The sequence below is a fragment of the Nostoc sp. NMS2 genome (assembly GCF_017115105.1).
Classification (GTDB): Bacteria; Cyanobacteriota; Cyanobacteriia; order Cyanobacteriales; family Nostocaceae; genus Nostoc.
Genome location: NZ_JABXKH010000031.1, coordinates 66,775 through 88,850, shown reverse-complemented (window position 1 = coordinate 88,850; position 22,076 = coordinate 66,775). Strand labels below are relative to the sequence as shown.

Below are 22,076 nucleotides of genomic sequence, written 5' to 3'. Positions count from 1 at the left end.
TTTTAATTTAAGCTGCTTAAAACTGAGGCTTAATATACAAATTTCATACTTCTTTTAAGCATTTCCCTTCTGATTTGTATAGTCGTCATAAAGTCCTTCATCTTCTAATGTATAGCCATTTAAAAAGCCATCATGGTTACGGATGCTTTCAATTTCTTCCACATGAATTATGTTTTCATTCTCAGTTTCCCAGTCTTCACCATCCAAAACTGAGAATTCTGTTAATTCAGGGTCATTCAAAAAATCTTCGGCTATGGCGGCGATAAAAGGTTCTAGTATTTTGTGACGTTCTACCAAAGATTGGCTAGCAATTTCTTGGATAGATAGCTGTTTTTGCTCTTGGGAATTTTCTGGCATTTAATTTAAGTTCCTGAAGAGGGGTTAACTTTATATTTAGTAATGTGCATTGTTATTAATTTCAGTGCTTGGTCGTAGGATGCGATCGCATTTTCCTAGCTTTTTAAATTCCATCGTGTTATGGCCCGAAGGTTCCAAGCAAGATAATAATCTGGTTTAATTTTCAATGCTTGGTCGTAGGATGCGATCGCTTCTTCAAAACGTCCTAATTTGCGTAGCACAATACCCCTATTGTACCAAGCTTGGTATAAATCAGGTTGAATTTTCAGTGCTTGGTCGTAAGATGAGATCGCTTCTTCATTGTGTCCTAATTTACCTAACGCATTGCCTCGGTTATACCAAGCTTGGTATAAATCAGGTTGAATTTTCAGCGCTTGATCATACGATGCGATCGCTTCTGTATTGCGCCCCAAATTCGCTAACGCATTACCTTTACCATTCCAAGCATAGTGATAATCAGGTTGAATTTTCAGTGCTTGGTCATAGGATGTGAGAGATCCTTCATATTCGTTAACAGAAACTAACAAATTTGCCATCTTAAATAATAAATTAGACCTACGAATTACTTTTTGATATGTTTCAGCAAGAAGTTCCTGAATTTCCAAAATTTTCTCTATTTTTTGTTCAGTATTGAGATGCAAATATTCTTCATAGTCTCCTTCCAACAAAAGACGATTTGATTCTTGTTCTACTAATTCTGGTGTAGTCGGTAATTCAAACACTCCAGAACGCCAATCAAAAAAATCTGGGGCGCGGTGAATAAAATAGTTTATCGAAAATGAACGTAAAATAAAAACAAAGCTAATGGGAAAATCATCTCTAAAGCGTTCTCGCTGTTGGTTTAAGTGATTTAAAATATGCGGAACACTGGTTAAATTGCTAAATTTTCCTTCCGTAATTTCCCCAAAACTTCTTTTTTCATATTTGTATAAAGAATATTCCAGACCTTTAATCAATAAAATATCAATTTGCTTGTCTTTAACAAACTCTGCTACTGGCTGATATAAATTATCTATTGCCTCAACCAAGCGCAAAACTGCGATATTTTTCTTCGGAATCTCCTGGGGAAGTTTGACAATAAACTTGTCTGCTTCCACAGGTGTACATTGGACAAAAAACAAACCAAATCCTGATTTTCGCCTCAGTGCGCGAAGCAAATCTTGATAAACTTCTTCTGGTTCTGGGGGTAAATCATCATCCCAATCACTTAAATTTGGGTTCATGCAAGTTTCGCTACGGCTTCTTTAAATTCTGGAATTCCTTGAATCAATGGATGAATATCATACCAACGCTGCATTTCTCCATCATCATCCAAATAGCGGTATTCTAAAAGACAACGGTTATACATCAAACTGCGATACAAGTCATCATTAATAATGCGCTTAGAACAAGACACTTCCGCTAACAGACACCATTGATGATTTTCCACAGCGCGGCGATAAGTATCTCTGGCTTGAGTAATTGCTCGTCGCACCGCCTTTTCTGAAACAGGTAACTCTTCAGTACGTCCAATGGCATCTTGAGTTAACAATAGCAAATTCCTCACATGACCTCCACTCATTAAACAAAGTCTGTCTAAGGTTTGGGGACTGTCGAAAATTTCCTTCTCTAGTGATAGTTCCGGTGCAATTTGCCGGACTCGCTTGTTAATTACTTCTTTAACTTTCTTGAGTCCTGGCTGGTAAACGTCTCCCTTGAGAGTGTTTACCATAATCATCGGCAAAATTTGGGGGTCGCCGTAGATATCTCTGAGGTCTGTTGCCCTTGTAGAATAGACCATTGAAATGGGGACAGTGTAAATCAAATGGCAATCTAAAGCTTGGAGTTGTTCGCTACGGTCTAAAAAGACTTCTTCATAGTTGGTGCGTTCTCCATCTTTGACTAACACCATCCGGTCTAAGTTATCAATAATTACCGCCAGTTTATTATAGCCATTAGGTAAGTGCTGTTTTGCATCCAGTAGGAACTCATTTAACACCTGAATTAAGGTAACGGTGTAAGGATCAATTTTTTGGCGAATCTTCTGGCGTAATTCAGGAACAGCCCTTAAATTTGCGGTCAACTTGGCGAATTGAGTTAGCTGTGCTTCTACTCCCAGACTCTCAAATTCTATGGGAGTCTGCGCTAAATCTTTCAAATCTTCCCAACGACCTTTTAACCAGTCGAGTATAGGATCAGGACTAGCAATTTCTTTTAAATCTTTGAGTAAACGGCGGGTACAGGCGAGGAGTATATCTGTATATTGGGCATCTTCTGAATCGATATCCTCTTCATCAGCCGCAAAATACACAACATAAAATTCCCGATTTTCTAAATATTTCTTTAACCTGAGTAATTCTGTAGACTTACCCGCACCCCGATGTCCAGAATACAATTGACAAGTATTTGTATCTGCTAATCGCATCCGATTTCCCAACTCTTGCTCGATATCCGCATCTCCGCGCACATCCTGACAATCTACATATTTTGGATCGCCTGCGGGTAAGGGTTCAAAGGGGTTAAAGGCATTGTAGAGTTTTGCGAGTAAGTCAGAACTATTAACCATAGGTAAAAAATATTGCAATGTTGCTCATAATAATGGAGATTATAGAGAATTAAGGTGCTGGGTAAAAGAAGAAATTACAGGACTCACGCATTCAAAACCTGGAGCCTAGATCCCCCCTAACCCCCCTTAAAAAGGGTGGAACCGGAGTCAAAGTCCCCCTTTTTAAGGTGGATTTAGGAGGATCTAAATGCTATGGGACAACTCTAAAAGACTTGTGTGTAAACCGTAGCCTTAAAAAGGTGGCTTTTGAAATCCTCCCCTTTTTAAGGGAGTTGGGCAGAGTGGTTTCATACAAGCAGAGAAAAACTAAAACTGGGTTTCAAAGCCTCTCTCCGTTTTGGAGAGGGGTAAAAAGCCATGCTACAAAACGAGAAATCAGAATTTATGTATTTTTCTTTCTTCGTATGAAACCACCCTGCCCTTTTTAAGTGAGTTGGGGGATCTCTTATGCGTAAGCTCTAAATCAGTAAAGAGTAAAATATAGCACCAGTATTATTCCAGTCATCGAGGCAAGGTGCTGTTATTTTCACTATTTTTCGGGGAATCCTGTAGTTGTGTACCCACCAAATTAGTTATTCCATCAGATTAGGTAGGCAGTATTTATGCAACTTATCACTTCGTTAGATATTAGAAATTCGGAATATTTATCAAAAAATCGACTCGTCAGTTATCACCACCAGTTGCGTCTAATTTTTTCGCTGGGTAATCAGGTAAAAAACGTTCTGGAAATTGGGATTTTTAATTCTCTGTTAACAGACATCTTGAAGAATAATGGATACAACGTCACTACTGCTGATGTTGATCCCAACCTCAAGCCAGACATGATTTTGGATTTGACTACAGATTTTTCGTTGCCAAAAGATAAATTTGATGCGATTGTCCTGTTTCAAGTGCTGGAACACTTTCCTTACGAACAGTCAGAAGAAGCACTGAAAAAACTTGCCGAAGCAACAAAGAAATTTTTGGTGATTTCGATTCCTTATTGTACTCAATACTTGTCATTTCAGAGCAAAACCTCTTTCTCAGGTAGACCAAGGCATTTATTACTCAATGTGCCCAAATTCTGGAGTACAACGCCAGTATGTAACGAGCATTACTGGGAAATGGGTTTGAAAGGATATCCCAAAAAACGGATTTTAAACTCTGTTGCCAATGCTGGGTTAACTGTCAAGCAAGAATTTATCGATCCTAGTTATCCGTATCACTATTTTTTGGTGTTAGAGAAAAATTCTAGCAATACTTAGGGAGTGGGGAGTGGGGGAGATGAGGGAGTAGGGAAATCCGAATCAGAAAATGGGGGCAAACAATGCTCAAAAAAGGTGCGATTACCTTAGCTATGCTTTTAAAATCCTAATTGGTATCATACTCTCCTGTGTTCTCCGGGTTTATCCTGGAAAGCAGAGGGTTAGGCTATATTAGCCACTATCATCATTTCAGATACTAACATCGAAAATTACCAATTATGCTAGAACAAGGCACTATCAGTATTCATACTGAGAATATTTTCCCGATCATTAAGAAGTCGCTTTACTCAGATCACCAAATCTTTTTGCGGGAACTGGTATCCAACGCTGTAGACGCTATCCAAAAGCTGAAAATGGTATCCCGCGCCGGAGATTACGCTGGAGACATCGGCGAACCGGAAATTAAAATTGCCATTGACAAAGATAACAAAACCCTATCCATTTCCGATAACGGTATCGGGATGACGGCAGATGAAGTTAAGAAATATATCAATCAGGTTGCCTTCTCTAGTGCTGAAGAATTTATTCATAAGTATGAAGGCAAATCAGATCAACCCATAATTGGCCACTTCGGTCTTGGTTTCTACTCTTCCTTCATGGTGGCGCAAAAGGTAGAAATTGATACGCTTTCATACCAAGAAGGGGCGGAGGCGGTTCACTGGACTTGCGATGGTTCCCCCGCTTTCACCCTAGAAGATTCGTCCCGGACAACTCGCGGCACTACTATTACTCTCAGCCTGCAAGGAGAAGAGGAGGAATTTCTAGAGGACGCACGGATTAAGAATCTTGTCAAGACTTACTGCGATTTTTTGCCAGTACCAATCAAACTAGAAGGCGAAGTATTAAATAAGCAAAAAGCACCGTGGCGAGAGTCTCCGAGTAATCTGAGTCAAGAAGATTATTTAGAGTTTTACCGCTACCTGTATCCTTTTCAGGAAGAACCTCTGTTGTGGGTACATTTAAATACTGACTATCCCTTTATCATTAACGGCATTCTGTATTTCCCCAAAATGAGGCCGGATGTAGATGTTACGAAAGGGCAGATCAAGCTATTTTGCAATCAAGTTTTTGTTAGCGACAACTGCGAAGAAATTATCCCGCAATTTTTGATGCCGATGCGGGGTGTGATTGATAGCACCGATATTCCCTTGAACGTATCGCGTAGTGCCTTGCAAGGCGATCGCACTGTGAAGCGAATTGGTGACTACATTGCTAAAAAAGTAGGCGATCGCCTCAAAGAACTTTTCCGCGATAATCGTGAACAATATATCAGTGCTTGGAAGGATCTTGGTACTTTTGTAAAATTCGGCGTTCTCAACGACGATAAATTCAAAAAACAAATCGAAGATATCATCGTTTTCCGCACCACCGCCAAGCTGACAGAAAAAGCTGCTGCTGAAACTCCAGTGGTTGAAGTCCAGTCTTCAGACGGGGATGCTTGGCAAGATGTCACTCCTTCACCCAGTGCTGAAAACTCAACACCCAGCGCTCCTTACACCACACTGAAAGAGTATCTAGAACGCAACAAAGAACGTAACGAAAACCGGGTTTTCTACAGCACCGATGAAACAACCCAAGCTACATACATAGAACTACACAAAAATCAAGGCTTGGAAGTTCTGTTTATGGACTCCTTCATCGACACCCACTTTATCAACTTCCTAGAGCGGGAATATCAGGATGTCAAGTTTACGCGGGTAGACTCAGATTTAGATAATACTCTGCTGGAACAAGATAAAGATAAAGAAATTGTCGATCCCAAGACGAATAAAACCCGCAGTGAGACGATTAAAGAGTTATTTGAAAAATCTCTCAACAAACCCAAACTCAACATCCGTACCGAAGCGTTGAAATCAGACGATCCTCAAGGTACACCACCTGCGATCGTGCTTTTACCAGAGATTCTTCGCCGCCTGCGAGAAATGAACGCTATGATGCAGCAGGGGACAGCAGAGTTTCCCGAAGATCACATTTTGCTGGTTAATACTGCTCACCCACTCATTCAAAATCTGGCAAATCTGAACCAAGGTACTATTATTCAAGGTGACGGTCAATCGCCTACCGATCAGTTAGTAAACTTGATTTGCCAACACGTCTACGATTTAGCGCTGATGTCTCAGAAAGGCTTTGACGCTGAGGGAATGAAATCTTTCGTCGAGCGATCGAATGAGGTACTCACCAAGCTGACGGAACAAGCTAGTAAATAGTGGGGAATGGGGAATGGGGAATGGGGCATTGGGTATTGGGCATTGGGCATTGGGTACAAGAGGCAGAGGGGAAAAACTTACTGTGACTTCCCCCTGCTCCCTCATCCCCCTCATCTCCTTCATCTCCCCCACTCCCCTCTCCACTTCTGTTGTCTAAGACATAGAATGGAAAGGCTGTATTAAAATAACAATCTGGAGATACTTGCTATGTCTCGTCGCTGTGAACTAACCGGTAAAAAGGCAAATAACGCCTTTGCTGTTTCCCACTCCCACCGTCGTACAAAACGCCTTCAGCACGCCAATCTGCAAAGCAAGCGTATTTGGTGGCAAGGCGGAAATCGCTGGGTAAAATTAAAGCTGTCTACCAAAGCAATTAAAACCCTAGAAGTTAAAGGGTTAGAAGCAATGGCGAAAGAAGCTGGTATTAACCTCAATCATTACTAGGTAATCTGGATTTAATGACCTGAGACTATGTACGGGAGACAGGATAAGCGGCTTTGGTCGCTGTTCATCCTGGTTCCCTACCAAAATAGGACTGAAATTAGGCGGCTCATTACCCAAAACTAATTCTTAATTACAAATTATTCCTGTTGTATCTGCTTTTGTACCCAAAGCCGAAAAGCTTTGAGCGTTGCATTTCTTCCTGCTGTTGTACTTTGCTTGAGATATTGGGGAATCGCTTCAACTAGTTTAAATTGAGGAAAATTTAGACTTTGCTGAGACTCTACATAATGCTCGTCTTGAAGAATATTAATTTGAAGTTTCCCTTTAGCAAAACGCCAAAGTTCAGGAACTTTTAATACTTCATAAATATTAGGATGAGTGCGAGAAGTAATATCAATTTCTAGAGCTAAATCTGGAGGGGGGTCTACTGTTAAATCTAGACGCTTCTTCCCACGAATCTTAGATTCATTTTTTATATAAAAACACTGGTCAGGTTCTATACCTTGAGCCATTGCTTGGTTTTTCAAAGTGGTAGAACCAAGGCTGATGAACTCAGTATTTAGCTCTTCCAGAAGTGCTTTGACTAAATCGCCAATAATTTCTTTATCATATTCATGTTCTGGCAGTGGTGCCATAATCTCCAGTATTCCCCTGTCATAAGCAATTCGTGCTGCACGGTGTTCCCCTAAATCCTCTAGAATTGTTTCCAATTCCTGCCAGGTTACATCTCGTAGTAACACTCTTTGTCCTGGTGGAACATGGATGCGCTTTAATTCCAACAACATCATCTCCACTCCCAGTAGCTTATATCTAAATTTAGCTTACTCTACTAATTCATTGCGACAATTTTTGCTGCTACATCGAATTGTCGAATGTTTACACGCCGCAGCTTGTTGTCGGATATCACCTAAGTAAGTCGGCACAATTAAAGCTAACTGGCGTTCGCGTAGCGTCTCCGACAGGAGAGGACTGTCATTTGTCCTTTGTCCTTTGTCCTTTGTCATTGATAAGGCAATACGCTTGGGTTAAAGCTAAAACTCTGCGATCGAAGTCAATTTTTTAACGAACCGCCAAGGCGCAGAGTCCGCAGAGAGAAAAAAGAAATGCTTAACCCAAGCGTTTTGATTGATAAGGGTTTTGGTTTATTCTCACCGACTTACTTACCTGTTCATAGAAGTGTCAGCAGGGGAACGTAGTTTAAAGAAAAAACCTCTGGAGTCCCCAGAGGTTTTGGTTCCTGATTTAGTTTCTACTGGTTACTACAATTTGTCCTCAGTCATTTCCAGATAGAGAAGGAAATTATTTGATTTGAAAGGAATTAAGCGTAAGCATACCTCGTAGAGGTGTCTAAATATACTAAAGCGAAGACTAGTGAATGACCTTGCAAAAATATTTATTGAACCAGAGGAAATTGTCAACTTTTTCAAAAGTTTAGTAAAACCTGTCTTTAGCTAGAGCAAATTATTTGTAAACACGTCTACAAATCCTTTTTAGCCAAACTAGATTATTTTCATACTATAGATAGATATCTACATCATAAATATGGCAGATAGTAATGTATGTGGTTTTCCTACTATGGACAGATGTAGACTTAATATGAATTCATAAAAGTATTGTATTTTTTAGCAATCAATAAGTTAGGTATCTTGCAATTTGTTCCGATAAGAAATTTTAAATTAGCAATAATTCTTAGAGTAGAAACTCTATGGTTAAACTCTTACTTTTTTTCTTCAGATAATTTGTAATATTTTAGTGAAACTATTATCAAGTTTTGATAAATATTTTTTATTTTTTGTCAAAGCTATTGACTAGATGTAGGATTATTCTTAAATAAGGAATAGTGGATTAAGATAAAGATTGAGTAACTGTCACTTTGGCGTTGCAATTTTATTCGAGATAGGTTCAAATTTAGGACTATCTACTGATGAGAAAGTAACTAGTTTTAGATAGTCTAAGAAGTAGATTTATATTCATACCTGACCTTGACTGTTTTTAGCTTCCCATTAACGTAACAAGATCCAATTTTTTGTTGGTAATCAAAACTTAACCTACTTAAATATTAGTAGGTTAATCTATAAACCGTATTGTAGAATTCAGTAAAATCATCAATATAAGGGCTACCCGAAGCCTCGAAAGTGTTTGCCTATTACCATCAACAAAGGGCAATGGTATTGGTTAAGACCATTATTGCACCGGGCTTCAGGAAAATCTGTCAAATTCTAGCGGCTAGTCAGTGATTAGTTTAATGGTTTGAAATATTTTTATTCCAAGTGAAGACCATTAACGTCCAATTTTAATTTATTAAAATCTGAATCAAGACAGTAATATCGCTCCTAAATTATCAGAATATTAGGGGTATATATACCTGGCTTTATTTGCACACCACGTCAATATTTAATTAACCTTCTAGGACTAATTAATTTTGCAGTTGTATATCCTGATATTTCAGGATTAAAAACAGTTGCAAAAGACACATTTGCCCACATTTGACAGTTGGTAGCAACTGATAAAAATTATGTCAGAAAACTTCAGTCAAGAGAAAGCTTTTGAATGCTATGACATGCACGAGAGCAAGTTCTTAACGCCTTTTCAACGGAAGGCACTGCTGAAAAATCTGCAAGCTAATTTACAACCAGAATATCGTCGGCGGATTGAAATTATGTTACTTGCTGATAAAGGTAAATCTCAAAGCCAAATCTGTGAAATATTAAGTTGTTCCCAGGAAATGGCACGGTACTGGATTGGTGTAGCAGAGGCAGGTTTAGCACATAAATGGAATGAGCGACCGATAGGTAGACCTAAGACTGTTAACGATCAATACATTGAACGCTTGAAAGAATTGGTAAGTAATAGTCCGCGTGAATATGGCTACGCATTTAGCTGCTGGACAGCACAATGGTTAAGTAAACATTTAGCAAATGAATTTGGCATTGCAATTACCGATCGCCATGTTAATCGTCTGCTAAAAAAAATGGGACTTTCTACTAAACGCAAAAATTCTTCTCCCCAAGAAACTGACAAAAATAAAGATACTGGTATTACGATCTGCGACTTGCAATCTAACTCTGAACCTAGTTTGCATTGGTCATTTAATCTAATTCAGACCAATAACTAATACTGTTTTGGAGGTTAGAAAATGCCATCATTTTCCCAGCAATATTTAGCTGAACAAATTACCCAAGTCTTGGGTAAGTCGCTGTCAAAGGAAGAACTTGATACGTGTCTTGGAGGGCTGAAAATTGTCGAACCACAGATAGCAAAGCAGTTTTGGCAAGCAACTACAACTGACACAGGAGTTTATATTGTCTTGAGTGGTAAAGTCAGACTGCTGGATAGCTCTAATAATTTAATTACTACCCTCTTTTCTGGAGCGTCATTTGGCGAGTTGACTTTATTTCCAGAAAAGGAATTCAGTCCTTATGTGGCTAGAGCTTCGGCAAACTTAAAGCTTTGCTATATCAATGCAGAGACTTTACAAGAGGTAATTCGGACATCGCTTAGTGTCCGCGATCGCATTTTAAGACGCGCAGAGGTCTGGGATTTGCTGCTGTTATGTTGTTACAACTCCTTAATTGGGCGTAATGGCTCTGTTGAGGAGACGTTTAAAGCGCTATCTCTATTTGAGCGGCACAATCTAGAAAGTGGTTCTTTAAGTGCCAATCTCACTAAAGATATCAAGCTTTGGTTGCTGCATCGGGGCGAACTGCTAGATTCTCACGGGCGAAGATTGACACCTGGAAACATCTACGTGAATCCCAAACAGGGAAGTTTGCAGGTAGCGCAATCAGCGATCGCTTACAGTTTGAGTAATACTGATTGGCAAACAGCCCTACAACACTGGCCGCAATTAGCAGAATTGATAGATTCCCAAGAGCCTCAAACTCTCCTGGAGAGTGGGGATTTTAGGAAAGACTCTTCCCAATCCCCAATCCCCAGCATTGAGCCAAAACAAAAGCAAAAGAGACAACGGCCGTACTTTCCTAGCCCAAAAGTAAAGGCTGGACATTGGCTGGGACGCTTGACTAAACGGTATCCCTTTTTTGAACAACAAAGCGCCTCTGACTGTGGGGCATCTTGCCTGGTGATGATTAGTCGCTATTGGGGTAAACGTTTTAATGTCAACCGCATCCGAGATTTAACTAACGTCAGTCGCAGTGGGGCATCAATGCGGGGTTTGACAGCCGCCGCAGAAAGTATCGGCTTTGCTACCCGTCCGGTGAAAGCTAGCTTCGATAAATTAGCCCAACAACCCCTACCTGCGATCGCTCACTGGGAAGGTAAGCACTATGTTGTCGTCTATGAAGTCAATAAAAAACGGGTGATTATTGGCGATCCTGCGATCGGTCAACGCACCCTTACTGCTAGCGAATTTAAAGCCAGTTGGACTGGTTATGCCCTGTTATTACAACCCACAGACTTACTCAGAGAAACCCAAGAAGCGACTACACAATTTTGGCAGTTTTTTGATTTAGTCAAACCTCACTCGCAAGTACTACTAGAAGTGTTTATCGCTTCGATGTTGATTCAGGTGTTTGGACTAGTTACACCTCTATTTACCCAGCTACTGTTAGACCGAGTAATTGTCCAGGGTAGTACCCTAACTTTAAACGCCGTTGGTTTAGGATTACTAATTTTTGGTTTTTTCCGCGTTGCTTTGAATGGACTGCGGCAATATCTACTAGATCACACAGCGAATCGTCTGTCACTAACATTGCTGGTAGGTTTTATTAAGCATACCTTTCGCTTGCCCCTAGCTTTTTTTGAGTCGCGGTACGTTGGCGATATTGTCTCTCGCGTCCAAGAAAATCAAAAAATTCAGCGCTTTCTAACTGGAGAAGCACTGTCTATTGGTTTGGATTTGATGACAGTATTTGTCTATGTGGCATTGATGTTTTGGTATAGCTGGCAAATGGCATTGTTCAGTTTAGCGATCGTCCCGCCTTTTGTATTATTGGCGTTGATAGCTACACCTTTTTTGCGTCGCATCAGCCGCGAAGTTTTTAATGCTTCAGCTAAAGAAAACAGTTATTTGATTCAATCTCTCACGGGTATTCGCTCAGTTCGCTCAATGGCAATTGAGCAAACAGTCCGATGGCATTGGGAAGAACTGCTGAATAATGTCATTAAAAAGACCTTTAGCGGCCAGGTAATTAGTAACCAACTGCAAATTTTCAGTTCTAGTATCGAATCACTAGTAACTACAGGATTACTTTGGTTTGGTGCATGGCAGGTAATTCAAAACCAACTGACTATTGGACAATTAATTGCCTTCAATATGTTGTTAGGCAACGTCATTCGACCTTTCCAACGGCTCGTTGTCTTGTGGAATCAGTTGCAAGAGGTGATCATTTCCACTGAGCGAATTAATGATGTTTTAGAAGCAGAGCCAGAAGAAGATTTACAATTTCAACCCCGTCAGACTTTAAGTAGTTTACGCGGTCATATTTTATTTGAAAATGTGACTTTTCGCTATCATCCAGAAAGTGATATTAACGTGTTAGAAAATCTCAGTTTTGAAATCAAACCTGAGCAAACTATAGCCGTTGTAGGGCGTAGTGGTTCTGGAAAAACTACCCTTTCCAAATTGATTTTAGGGCTATATCTGCCGACGGATGGCAAAATTTTGATTGATGGTCAAGATGTGACTAATATTTCTCTGCGATCGCTCCGTTCCCAAATTGGCGTTGTAGACCAAGATACCTTTTTGTTTGGCGGTACGATTCAGGAGAATATCAGCATTGCTCATCCAGAAGTTTCGCAAGAAGAAATTATTGAAGCGGCGCGGCTAGCAGGAGCAGATGAGTTTATTAAGCTAATGCCAATGGGCTACGAAACCCAAATTGGTGAAGGTGGGGGTATGTTATCCGGTGGACAACGCCAACGCCTAGCGATCGCTCGTGCTTTGTTAGGAAACCCCTGCTTCTTGATATTCGATGAAGCAACCAGTCACTTAGATGCTGAATCTGAGCGGATTATTCAGCACAACCTGACAAAAATTCTTCAAGGACGCACAAGTTTAATTATTGCTCATCGTCTCTCTACAGTGCGTAATGCTGACTTAATTTTGGTTTTAGATCGGGGCATTTTGGTCGAAAGCGGCACTCACGATCAATTAATCGCCAAAAAAGGACATTATTTTTATCTCAATCAGCAACAACTAGCGCAAACAGGTTGAAAAAGAGGCAAGGGAGCAGGGAGCAAGGGGGATAGTTCAGGCGGGGATTCGACCCCCTTATTGCGCCAGCTTCCCACAGGGTACGAGAACCACGCTTGTTGAAGTGGAGGACTCAGACCCATGTTCCGCTCTGCTTCATCGGTTCTCAGCTAGGGTCATTTCCCCCTGCCCCCTGCCCCCTGCCCAATCCCCAATTCATAATTAACTATGCCAAACCCATCTAATAATTCATCATCCGCCTTCGCCATCCCAAAACCGACTGAATTTCACCTGGTTGAAGACACAAATGCCATCTTTCATCCTCAGACACAGAAAACATCTGAAGCAAACGATTGGTTTTATGGCACCGAGGAACTACTAGATGCCTTACCAAAACTCTGGACGCGCTCCATGTTGTATTTACTGGTAGGCTTTGCTGGAATCATCTTACCTTGGGCAATGCTTTCTAAAGTTGATGAAACAGGGAGTGCTAGAGGGCGGATGGAACCTGAAGGAGCAACCCAAAAATTAGATAGTCCAGTTACTGGTAGCATTACCGCCGTCAATGTCAAAGAAGGCGCAACTGTAAAGGCAGGACAAATTTTAGTTCAATTAGAGTCTGATGTGCTGCGAACGGATTTGCAGCAAGTGCAGACAAAACTGGAAGGTTTATTGAATCGGCGATCGCAACTGGATCTCCTGAAAAACCAAATTATCTTGACGATTAACATCCAAGAGCAACAAAATAAATCCCAAGAATTAGAAAAACTTGCTCAAGTTAGTCAGGCACAGCAAAATCTTGATGCTAAACAGAGTACCTATAACTCACAAAGACTAGAAAAACTGGCTTTAGTGCAACAGGCTAGCCAGAATATCAGTTCTACCCAAATTGCTCAAAAGTTAGCGAAGAGTCGTTTCAGCCGAGATGTCACAGAAGTTGCGCGTTATCGCCAGCTTTTGCGACAAGGTGCGATTCCCCAAATCAAAGTTGTGGAATTAGAAAAGATTGCCGAAGAAAGTCAACGCTTACAGGAACAAGCAAAATCTAATATCACACAAGCCCAGTTACGCTTAAAAGAAGAACTTAACCGCTATAAGTCGTTGATGAGTCAAGCTCTTTCAGATATTCAGCAGGCAAAACTTAGTCTGCAAGAACAGCAAAGCAGCTATCGCAGTGTGGTGCAAGCAGGTAGACTAGCAGTGCTGAAAAATCAGGAACAGCTTAAAGATTTACAAGGACAAATTACTAGCCTGCAATCAGAAATTGCTCAAACCGGAAGCCAGATCGCATCCTTACAGCTACAGATGCAACAACGAATAGTGCGATCGCCTATTGATGGCACAGTTTTCGAGTTACCTATCCACAAACCAGGATCTGTAGTAGAACCAGGACAGATGATTGCCCAAATTGCGCCTAACAATACTCCTTTGATTCTTAAAGCACAAATGCCTAGCCAACAAAGCGGTTTTTTAAAGGTAGGAATGCCAGTTAAAATCAAATTTGATGCTTATCCCTTCCAAGATTATGGGGTAGTGCAAGGGCGCGTTAGCTGGATTTCGCCTAACTCGAAAGTTCAAACGACTAATCAAGGTAACATCGAAACGTATGAGTTGGAAATCTCCCTACTTCAGCCCTATATCCAAACTGCCAACAGACATATCCCTCTAACACCAGGTCAAACTGCAAGCGCAGAGGTAGTTATCCGCCAACGCCGGATCGTAGATTTTATTTTAGATCCGTTTAAGAAGTTACAACAAGGTGGTTTGGAGCTCTAGCAATTCGTCAACTTACAGCAACTTTCCAAAGCAAGAGATCCCGAATTCTCTAAGAATTCGGGATCTAAGCCTCGTGATTTAATTTATATAAAGCATTACTAACTTTTATTCAGATAAATATTGGATTTTAATTGTTTATTTATAGATATAGCATTTCCTAATCATACAAGGTACATCATAGCGCTCTTTTATGACTCTCGTCGGATAAAAATCATCCACTCTTATTTTTAAAGACTTTGATGAATTTAGGTGTAGGTTGGGTTGAGGAACGAAACCCAACACCAACAATCCCTGGTTTTGTTGGGTTTCACTAAAGTTCAACCCAACCTACGAATATTTTATTCGGAGTAATAAAAGAGGGATAGTCCCCTCCTTGCTTGCGGGGAGGGGGTTGGGGGTGGGGTTCAGTACCTACTCAAGCGAGAACCGTTATATACAAATTTTCTATTCTATATGATTGAAAAAATAATAAAAAATATTGTTTTTATAAAAAGCTTTTTACAATGACACAAAATAAAATATTAAGGCTACTATTAGACAGAGGCAATAAATAATTAAATCTAAAAAGATAGTATAGATATAATTAATATTGTCCGATTAATCCTGATAGTATCCTATTAATTTAGGTTAACCATTGGAGGAATTAGATGATGTCAAATGAATTGACTGTTTCTCCTGATGATATTCTTGACCAAATAAAGCTTGCTTGCCAAATCCCTAACATAGTGGAGGCGATCGCAACCCGAAAAATTATTGAACAGGAAGCGAAAAAAGCAGGTATTCAAATTGGTTTAGAAGAACTGCAACGCGCAGCAGATAGCCTGCGTTTAGCCAACCAACTGGTCAAAGCAGAAGATACCTGGACATGGTTAGAAAAATATCATCTTTCTTTAGACGACTTTGAAGCAATAGCCGAAACCAACCTTCTCTCTGCCAAATTAGCAAATCATTTATTTGCAGACAAAGCTGAACAATTTTTTTATGCACACCAGCTCGATTACATTGCAGCAGTCACTTATGAAGTTGTATTAGATGATGAAGATTTAGCTCTAGAACTATTTTATGCGCTACAAGAAGGGGAAATTGGTTTTCAACAAATCGCCCGCCAATATATTCAAAATATCGAAATCCGTCGGGCTGGAGGATATCAAGGAATACGTCTCCGCACTGATTTTAGACCGGAGATTGCAGCAGCTATATTTGCTGCTAATCCCCCACAAATTCTCAAGCCAATAACTACTCCCAAAGGAGTGCATATAATTGCAGTTGAGGAAATCATTAAACCTCAATTAGACGAACAACGACGGCTAAAAATCATCGGAGACTTGTTTACTAATTGGTTAAAGTCACAAATTGCTGCTATGGAAATAGTAACAAAGCTCACAAAGGATATTAGTCCTCAAGTATCTAAAGATGTGTTAATACAGGCTTAATATCATCACCACAAATGATGATGCCTTTAGCGATTTTCTGGTTGCAGCCAATCTTTTTCGCAACGCAACCATACCACTGTTCTAAGATTAGGATTGCTACAACTATTGATGTTAGGGGAGAGGTGACAGGTGATAGAGAATAATCTGTACCCAATCCCCTTAAATATCAGTGTTTAATTTCCAAATTAAGTATGTAGCATCCTAACTGGACTTTTTCTGCCCACAATTCATATTCCAGACGCATAAGCTCTGGTAAAGGATGTCCGTTGAGAGTTAGGCTACTAGTAAAATTTCGTAAACGAATAGGATCGTTAGGTTGCAACGACTCAGTTGGCAACCAATAGCGACTAATACCATAAACGCCCTGTTCCCAAAAGTGACGGTAACTCACTTGAGCGTTACCTTGCATAGTCATGATGACCCGATAAGGGGAAATCTCCAGCCACAAAATTCTAGGACTGTTAGCGGCGTAAGCTTTGCTCTTACTTTGGGGAAGCGTGTCCTCTGGACTTACGACACTCTCGACTTCGCAGCTTATTAAGGGCGGTGCAGTTAGCAGCAAATGAAATCTATCAGTATCTTTTTGATACAATGTCGCAGCAGTTTCGACAACAGACCAGATTGGTAGGTCAGTGGAAATGAGTGATAAGCACACGGGCTTGCGGTGATGAGTCAGCATGGGAGCGATAAGGGCTAAAAGCTATTGAACAAAGTGAAATGAACACTCTAGCTGTCTAATAAATCAGGATAAGGAACTAAATAGTAAAACAGGCTTAATATTAATGAATCCGCTAATTTGTTATTAAGCTACATAAATCCGCATATAAACAGGTGTAATGTCAGCTTAGACAGCAAAAGCGGGACTTTTTCTAGAGACAGCTAATTCGTAAGCAAAGCTTGTAAATATTCTAAGGCTATAGCCTTAAAACAGTGAGAGTCGTTTTGGATGCTAAGAAACCTTCTTGAGGGAGACTTACAGTAGCTTGAAGTAAGTTTCATACATCAAAAGGTGATAGGATACTGGCAATAAGTCACCAGCAGTAAAAAACAAAGTCGCTGCTGAACTTCCGATGTATTCAAAAGCCAGTGTATCCTAATATCGGCTTCTGTTATAACCCAGATACCGCACTTCAAAATGTACTATATATTTATTTTACAAAAATACCTTAAATGTTTACCAATTTTATTGAGTATAAATACTTAATGCAGCCTAGAGTTTGGGTTAACGAACAACATTGCAGGCATAGCTAACTACTTGAAATTTATATCGAATCTATTACAAAAAAGTATCATTTAGGGGAAGTTAATATTCCTATACTTGAAGGTATTAATTTATTGAACAGAATTCAGGAGTCAAGACGGCCTAAACCCTAGCTATCCGCTAACAGAATACAGGAAAGGTATTCTGACCGAAAAAGCGGATGAATAATCGGCGTTTTTGCACCCCCACAAAACAAGAAAATTTGGTGGTCTTCACAATCTAAATACTCATGACAAAACTATACTTCCGTTAGCGTAGCAGGGCGTAGCCCATTCCGACTTCTTGAACATTTTTGAGGGGTCTAAGTCCCTCGCTTCTAACAAGTGACAAGTTTTGCGGTGGGGTTAAAATCCCCAGACGCTGCGCGAACGCTAATGCAAAACTTAATTACGAATTACGAATTACGAATTACGAATTACGAATTACGAATTATTTAACTGTCTCTTGATTACCCAGATACGAAATAACTAATCTAGAACTTTTTTGCAATTATTTTCTCTGCTCAACAGTCTTGTTAATTACTCATTACTGTTAAGAATTTTTGGAACTTTGAAAAATTCGCGTTCCTGTTCAGGCGCACTGTTAAGAATACTTTCACGGTTAGGATAGGGTTGCAATTCGTCCTTTCGTGTGATATTGCTGACATCAATTGCCCGTGTTGTTGGGGGCACATTACTGACATCCAGTTCATCCAACTGTTGAATATAATCCAGAATATTTCCCAACTGGGTAGTAAATTGTTCCTCTTCTTCTGGAGTCAATTCTAAACGAGCAAGATTAGCTACTTTATGAACTTGTTCTTGGTCAATCATAAATTGTTATTTGTCATTGGTCATTTGTCATTTGTCATTGGTCATTAGTTCTTAGCAAGTGACAAAGAACTAATGACTAATGACTAAAAGAATACGTCAATTTGCGATCGCCCGGTAGTTTTCAGCCAGTTTTGGGCTTCAATGTAGTTATTGGGAGCCATGCGAATAGCTCGAATCCAATAATCTGCGGCTTGGTCAAACAGTGCTTCGCCAGCCTCGTTATCTCCACTTTCTTTTTCCTTTTCGCCTTGGTAGTGATAAATCACGGCGATGTTGTTCAAAGCTTGGGGCATACGTGGATTTAACTCAATTGCCTGGTGATATAGTTCTAAAGCTTTGTTGTGGTCGCCGTTGCTGGCATAGATTAGCCCCATATTGTAGAGAATATAACCGCGATCGTTGGTATCTTCCTCTAGTGTTAGAGCTTCTTCATAGTATTCCAATGCTTCAGCATATTCCCCTTCTGCTTGGGCTGACATGCCATCTCGATAATAAACAAACGCTTCTTTAGCTTTTTTGTTGGTTGGCAGGATCTTCAAGATGATATCTGCCATCACTGTAAAGGATTTGTCAACAAAATTATCGTTTTTTTGTGTTCTTGGCATATTTGTCTCTGGATATTACTAGATATGGGGCATGGGGCATGGGGCATTGGGCATGGAGAAGAAGCAGGGGAGCAGGGGAGCAGGGGGCAAGGGAGAGAATACAAAATTACATCTTTCTCCTCTGCACCCTTCCCCCTGCCCCTCTGCCTCTCCCTCATCCCCCGGTTGGTGAGCGAAGTCGAACCACATCCCCCTCATCTCCCTCATCCCTTAGCACGCTCAATAGTTAATTTAACTGATTTGCGGGGGCATTCTCCTCACTGAGTGGGATGATGCACTCTGGGCTATTATGCCGAGAGTTGTTTACCAAGGTGCTAACTGGATACGCAATCATTGCTGGCGCTGGATAGGGACGAAATAGCTGCTGTAGGGTCTGGGGCGTTTGGACTTGAGAATCTAGCCATAAATCGTAATCTTTTGGCTCTAGAATCACTGGCATCCGGTCGTGGATAGGTTGAAGTAATTCGTTTGCTGCCGTTGTCAAAATTGTACAAGAGATTATTTCTTCGTTAGCAGGCGATCGCCATTTCTCCCATAAACCTGCAAAGCCGAAGGGTTTTCCATCTTCAAGGCGAAAATAAAAGGGCTGCTTTTTACCTTGTTGACGTTGCCACTCATAAAAGCCATCAGCTAACACTAAACAGCGACGATGCTTAAAAGCCGAACGAAAAGACGGTTTTTCGGCAACAGTTTCTGCCCTAGCATTAATCAGCTTTGCCCCCATTCCCGCATCTTTTGCCCATGAGGGAATTAATCCCCAATGCAACTGTTTAAATTCGCGCTTTTGGCTTTCGGGGTTTTGTAACACTGTTGCGACCATTTGGGTAGGTGCAATGTTAAAATCGGCTGCTAAATCCAGAACTGGCTCGACATGGAAAACTTGAGCTAAAGCTTCTGCTGACTGGTTTAGAGTAAATCTTCCACACATACTTTTATTCCCAACCACTAACTAAATTAAATATCTCAATTTAAAAATCAATAATATTTTTTTTATTTTTCCAGATAATTTTATCTAGTACTTAAAAGCTTAATTTTAAAAGAAATTATCCGGTTATAGGAAAATATTTTGGTAAGATATTGTATTTTAAACCTTCACTTATCAACATATTGATAACTGCATTTTAGCATGGAACTACTGCGTTTGTACGATTTTTTACCTTCCGGTAATGGTTATAAGATACGTCTTTTATTCACACAACTAGGTATGCCTTTTGAGAGGGTAGAGCTTAATATTTTGAAAGGTGAGACTCGAACACCAGAATTTTTAAGTAAAAATCCTAACGGAAAGATACCTATTCTAGAAATTGAGCCAGGAAAATACTTAGCAGAATCAAATGCCATCTTGGTATATCTGAGTGAAGGGACAGAATTTTTGCCTTATGACCGCTTTTTACGATCGCAAGTGCTGCAATGGTTATTTTTTGAACAGTATAGCCATGAACCTTTTATTGCTACATCAAGATTTTGGATTTCTATTTTAGGTAAAACTGAAGAATATAGTGAAGCTATCAAGGAAAAACGTGAACCAGGTTATGCAGCACTTAGCTTGATGGAAAAACATTTAACCTCTAATACTTTTTTTGTAGGAGAGCGTTACACGATTGCTGATATTGCCTTATTTGCTTACACTCATGTAGCTGACGAAGGTGGGTTCGATTTAACACCATTTCCTGCTATTCAAGCCTGGATAGAAAGAGTCAAAGCTCAACCAAGATATATCAGCATTACAGAAGCATAAAAAGTCGATTTTACAAGTTTGGATCTCTCATTTCTTGGCTCTGATAGGGGATATCTTGAGAAGAAAGTAGAATTTTTCAAGAAGATATTACTTAGCAACAACTAAATATCTGTATCAATTTCTATCAGCTTTTGGCGAGAAGACAAACCCGACTTAATTCTGATGTCAGATTTGGCTACATCAAATTTTTTTGCTAGGAGTTTAATTAACTCTTCATTAGCCTTACCATCAACTGGGGGCGATTTTAAATATACAGTCAGACTGCCATCAGATTGTTCTTCAATTTTTTGCTGTTTTGAATTAGGTTTAACCTTGACTTTTTTTTGCATAACCCATTTTATATAATTGTCGCAGCCATAACCAACCTAAAACACAACCCAATAAATAATGAGGAAAATCCCACCATACAAAGGTAGTACCAAGTAATAATTTACCTATCAAGGTGGCACGAATTTCATTTAATAGTGGCGGATGCCAAAGTTGCAAGAATTCTAATATACAGGTGATGACAAAAACCCATATAGGAATTTGGATTATGGCCGCCCTACTTCTGAACAACCAAAAAGCAAACAGACACCAAAATATTTCATAAAGTATATCTCCTCCGTAGTCATTAAACCACTGATGACCAGGCCCACCATAAAACTTAGACAAAAGGCCCATCGGTACAACGATGAGCATAGAAATAATAATAAATATTGTTTGATTGCGATGTTGAAGCATTTTATCGAGACTAAAGACTAACGAAAATTTTAGCCTCGATAAAATGCTCTTTCCCAATAATTCGCAATATTGAATTGTTAATTACGAATTACGAACTTGTACTGAGCGTAGCCGAAGTATTACGAATTACGAATTATTGACTTATGGATATCTTCTGCTTCCAGCGCCAACCACGCCGATTTTGTGGCGATAGGAGAGTTCGGCACCGAACCAGCCGGAAGCGCTAGTCAATGTACCAACAACGAGTGAGATTAACAGTCCCCAGGGTACTATTCGGGATTCAGCGTCGCCCCAACGGAGGAGGAAGTTAACGAGTGATAAAACTAGGATAGAAACGTTAAGGATCAAATGCACCCAACCGGCGGTGCGCTTGCGAACTCGTTCAATTTTTATAAAATCGCTGAGTCCGATGGCAGATGCAAGTAAACCTCCAGATAATCCCAGTCCGATTAACCATAGTGAAGCCCTAGCCCAAAAAAAATCACCAGTTAACCAGTAGCCAATGTCGCTTCCCAAAGCGGCGGCTAAAAAGGCGATGGGGAAGATTACACTCAGGGGATGTAGGGGATGTCCTGCGATCGCAACTGTGCTAGGTACGCCAGTATCCAGGTACTCACTATCGTTACTTTCAATAACTGGTGGAATATTTGGGAAAGGTGTTGAACTTGTTTGCGTTGTATCTGTAGTTTCCATCTTTAATTAACTACTATAAATAGCTAAATAACATATCCTGGGATTAATTTAATCAACTGTTATCATAATTTTATCTATCTGGCG

Annotated in this window: 20 protein-coding genes; 8 read left to right on the top strand and 12 right to left on the bottom strand. The window is 40.1% G+C overall.

Annotated features, from left to right (window positions below; genetic code table 11):
* Positions 1–54 precede the first annotated feature (54 nt).
* From HWQ36_RS03325 to HWQ36_RS03315, 3 genes are all read right to left on the bottom strand, one after another.
* The gene (locus HWQ36_RS03325) at positions 55–357 is read right to left on the bottom strand and encodes a hypothetical protein (protein ID WP_292698039.1); all 303 of its coding nucleotides are present in this window, start codon (positions 355–357) and stop codon (positions 55–57) included.
* Between the two features lie 95 nt (positions 358–452).
* The gene (locus HWQ36_RS03320) at positions 453–1,580 is read right to left on the bottom strand and encodes a tetratricopeptide repeat protein (RefSeq protein ID WP_366828311.1); all 1,128 of its coding nucleotides are present in this window, start codon (positions 1,578–1,580) and stop codon (positions 453–455) included.
* The gene (locus HWQ36_RS03315) at positions 1,577–2,902 is read right to left on the bottom strand and encodes an AAA family ATPase (RefSeq protein WP_292698037.1); all 1,326 of its coding nucleotides are present in this window, start codon (positions 2,900–2,902) and stop codon (positions 1,577–1,579) included. The genes HWQ36_RS03320 and HWQ36_RS03315 overlap by 4 nt, the downstream gene beginning before the upstream one ends.
* Positions 2,903–3,504: 602 nt before the next feature.
* Here HWQ36_RS03315 and HWQ36_RS03310 point away from each other — a divergent pair.
* The 3 genes from HWQ36_RS03310 to rpmB all read left to right on the top strand — a co-directional run bounded on the left by HWQ36_RS03310 (position 3,505) and on the right by rpmB (position 6,797).
* A complete protein-coding gene (locus tag HWQ36_RS03310) occupies positions 3,505–4,146 on the top strand; it encodes a methyltransferase domain-containing protein (RefSeq protein WP_292698035.1) in 642 nt (213 codons plus the stop codon).
* 218 nt (positions 4,147–4,364) lie between these two features.
* Positions 4,365–6,353 (top strand): molecular chaperone HtpG, encoded by a 1,989-nt coding sequence (htpG, locus tag HWQ36_RS03305; RefSeq protein WP_292698033.1) that lies wholly within the window; start codon positions 4,365–4,367, stop codon positions 6,351–6,353.
* Between the two features lie 207 nt (positions 6,354–6,560).
* On the top strand, positions 6,561–6,797 hold the full coding sequence (gene rpmB / locus HWQ36_RS03300; RefSeq protein WP_292698032.1) for a 50S ribosomal protein L28: 237 nt from the start codon (positions 6,561–6,563) through the stop codon (positions 6,795–6,797).
* A gap of 137 nt (positions 6,798–6,934) precedes the next feature.
* Here the strand turns inward: rpmB and HWQ36_RS03295 are convergent, their stop codons facing one another.
* A complete protein-coding gene (locus HWQ36_RS03295; protein WP_292698095.1) occupies positions 6,935–7,582 on the bottom strand; it encodes a Uma2 family endonuclease in 648 nt (215 codons plus the stop codon).
* A 36-nt stretch (positions 7,583–7,618) separates the two neighbouring features.
* Positions 7,619–7,801, bottom strand: coding sequence for a hypothetical protein (locus tag HWQ36_RS03290; protein ID WP_292698030.1), 183 nt, complete (start codon positions 7,799–7,801; stop codon positions 7,619–7,621).
* Positions 7,802–9,312: 1,511 nt separating this feature from the next.
* On the opposite strand from HWQ36_RS03290, the gene HWQ36_RS03285 reads away from it, so the two are divergent.
* The 4 genes from HWQ36_RS03285 to HWQ36_RS03270 all read left to right on the top strand — a co-directional run bounded on the left by HWQ36_RS03285 (position 9,313) and on the right by HWQ36_RS03270 (position 16,160).
* Positions 9,313–9,912 (top strand): helix-turn-helix domain-containing protein, encoded by a 600-nt coding sequence (locus HWQ36_RS03285; protein ID WP_292698028.1) that lies wholly within the window; start codon positions 9,313–9,315, stop codon positions 9,910–9,912.
* 21 nt (positions 9,913–9,933) lie between these two features.
* Positions 9,934–12,972 (top strand): peptidase domain-containing ABC transporter, encoded by a 3,039-nt coding sequence (locus HWQ36_RS03280; RefSeq protein ID WP_292698026.1) that lies wholly within the window; start codon positions 9,934–9,936, stop codon positions 12,970–12,972.
* Between the two features lie 207 nt (positions 12,973–13,179).
* Positions 13,180–14,727, top strand: coding sequence for an HlyD family efflux transporter periplasmic adaptor subunit (locus HWQ36_RS03275; protein ID WP_292698024.1), 1,548 nt, complete (start codon positions 13,180–13,182; stop codon positions 14,725–14,727).
* 650 nt (positions 14,728–15,377) lie between these two features.
* On the top strand, positions 15,378–16,160 hold the full coding sequence (locus HWQ36_RS03270) for a peptidylprolyl isomerase (protein ID WP_292698093.1): 783 nt from the start codon (positions 15,378–15,380) through the stop codon (positions 16,158–16,160).
* A gap of 166 nt (positions 16,161–16,326) precedes the next feature.
* Here HWQ36_RS03270 and HWQ36_RS03265 read toward each other — a convergent pair whose 3' ends face one another.
* The 4 genes from HWQ36_RS03265 to HWQ36_RS03250 form a co-directional block, all read right to left on the bottom strand.
* Complete coding sequence (locus HWQ36_RS03265; RefSeq protein ID WP_292698022.1) at positions 16,327–16,839, bottom strand: hypothetical protein; 513 nt, start codon at positions 16,837–16,839, stop codon at positions 16,327–16,329.
* A gap of 1,100 nt (positions 16,840–17,939) precedes the next feature.
* A complete protein-coding gene (gatC, locus tag HWQ36_RS03260) occupies positions 17,940–18,233 on the bottom strand; it encodes an Asp-tRNA(Asn)/Glu-tRNA(Gln) amidotransferase subunit GatC (protein WP_292698020.1) in 294 nt (97 codons plus the stop codon).
* 83 nt (positions 18,234–18,316) lie between these two features.
* On the bottom strand, positions 18,317–18,838 hold the full coding sequence (locus tag HWQ36_RS03255) for a photosystem I assembly protein Ycf3 (protein ID WP_094328752.1): 522 nt from the start codon (positions 18,836–18,838) through the stop codon (positions 18,317–18,319).
* 226 nt (positions 18,839–19,064) lie between these two features.
* A complete protein-coding gene (locus HWQ36_RS03250) occupies positions 19,065–19,766 on the bottom strand; it encodes an SOS response-associated peptidase (RefSeq protein WP_292698016.1) in 702 nt (233 codons plus the stop codon).
* A 198-nt stretch (positions 19,767–19,964) separates the two neighbouring features.
* Here HWQ36_RS03250 and HWQ36_RS03245 point away from each other — a divergent pair, with 198 nt between their 5' ends.
* A complete protein-coding gene (locus HWQ36_RS03245; RefSeq protein WP_292698015.1) occupies positions 19,965–20,576 on the top strand; it encodes a glutathione S-transferase family protein in 612 nt (203 codons plus the stop codon).
* 101 nt (positions 20,577–20,677) lie between these two features.
* Here the strand turns inward: HWQ36_RS03245 and HWQ36_RS03240 are convergent, their stop codons facing one another.
* From HWQ36_RS03240 to HWQ36_RS03230, 3 genes are all read right to left on the bottom strand, one after another.
* The gene (locus tag HWQ36_RS03240; RefSeq protein ID WP_292698013.1) at positions 20,678–20,905 is read right to left on the bottom strand and encodes a DUF167 domain-containing protein; all 228 of its coding nucleotides are present in this window, start codon (positions 20,903–20,905) and stop codon (positions 20,678–20,680) included.
* The gene (locus tag HWQ36_RS03235; RefSeq protein WP_292698012.1) at positions 20,883–21,299 is read right to left on the bottom strand and encodes a DUF2809 domain-containing protein; all 417 of its coding nucleotides are present in this window, start codon (positions 21,297–21,299) and stop codon (positions 20,883–20,885) included. The genes HWQ36_RS03240 and HWQ36_RS03235 overlap by 23 nt, the downstream gene beginning before the upstream one ends.
* A 141-nt stretch (positions 21,300–21,440) precedes the next feature.
* Positions 21,441–21,992 (bottom strand): DUF2231 domain-containing protein, encoded by a 552-nt coding sequence (locus HWQ36_RS03230; protein WP_292698011.1) that lies wholly within the window; start codon positions 21,990–21,992, stop codon positions 21,441–21,443.
* Positions 21,993–22,076 lie beyond the last annotated feature (84 nt).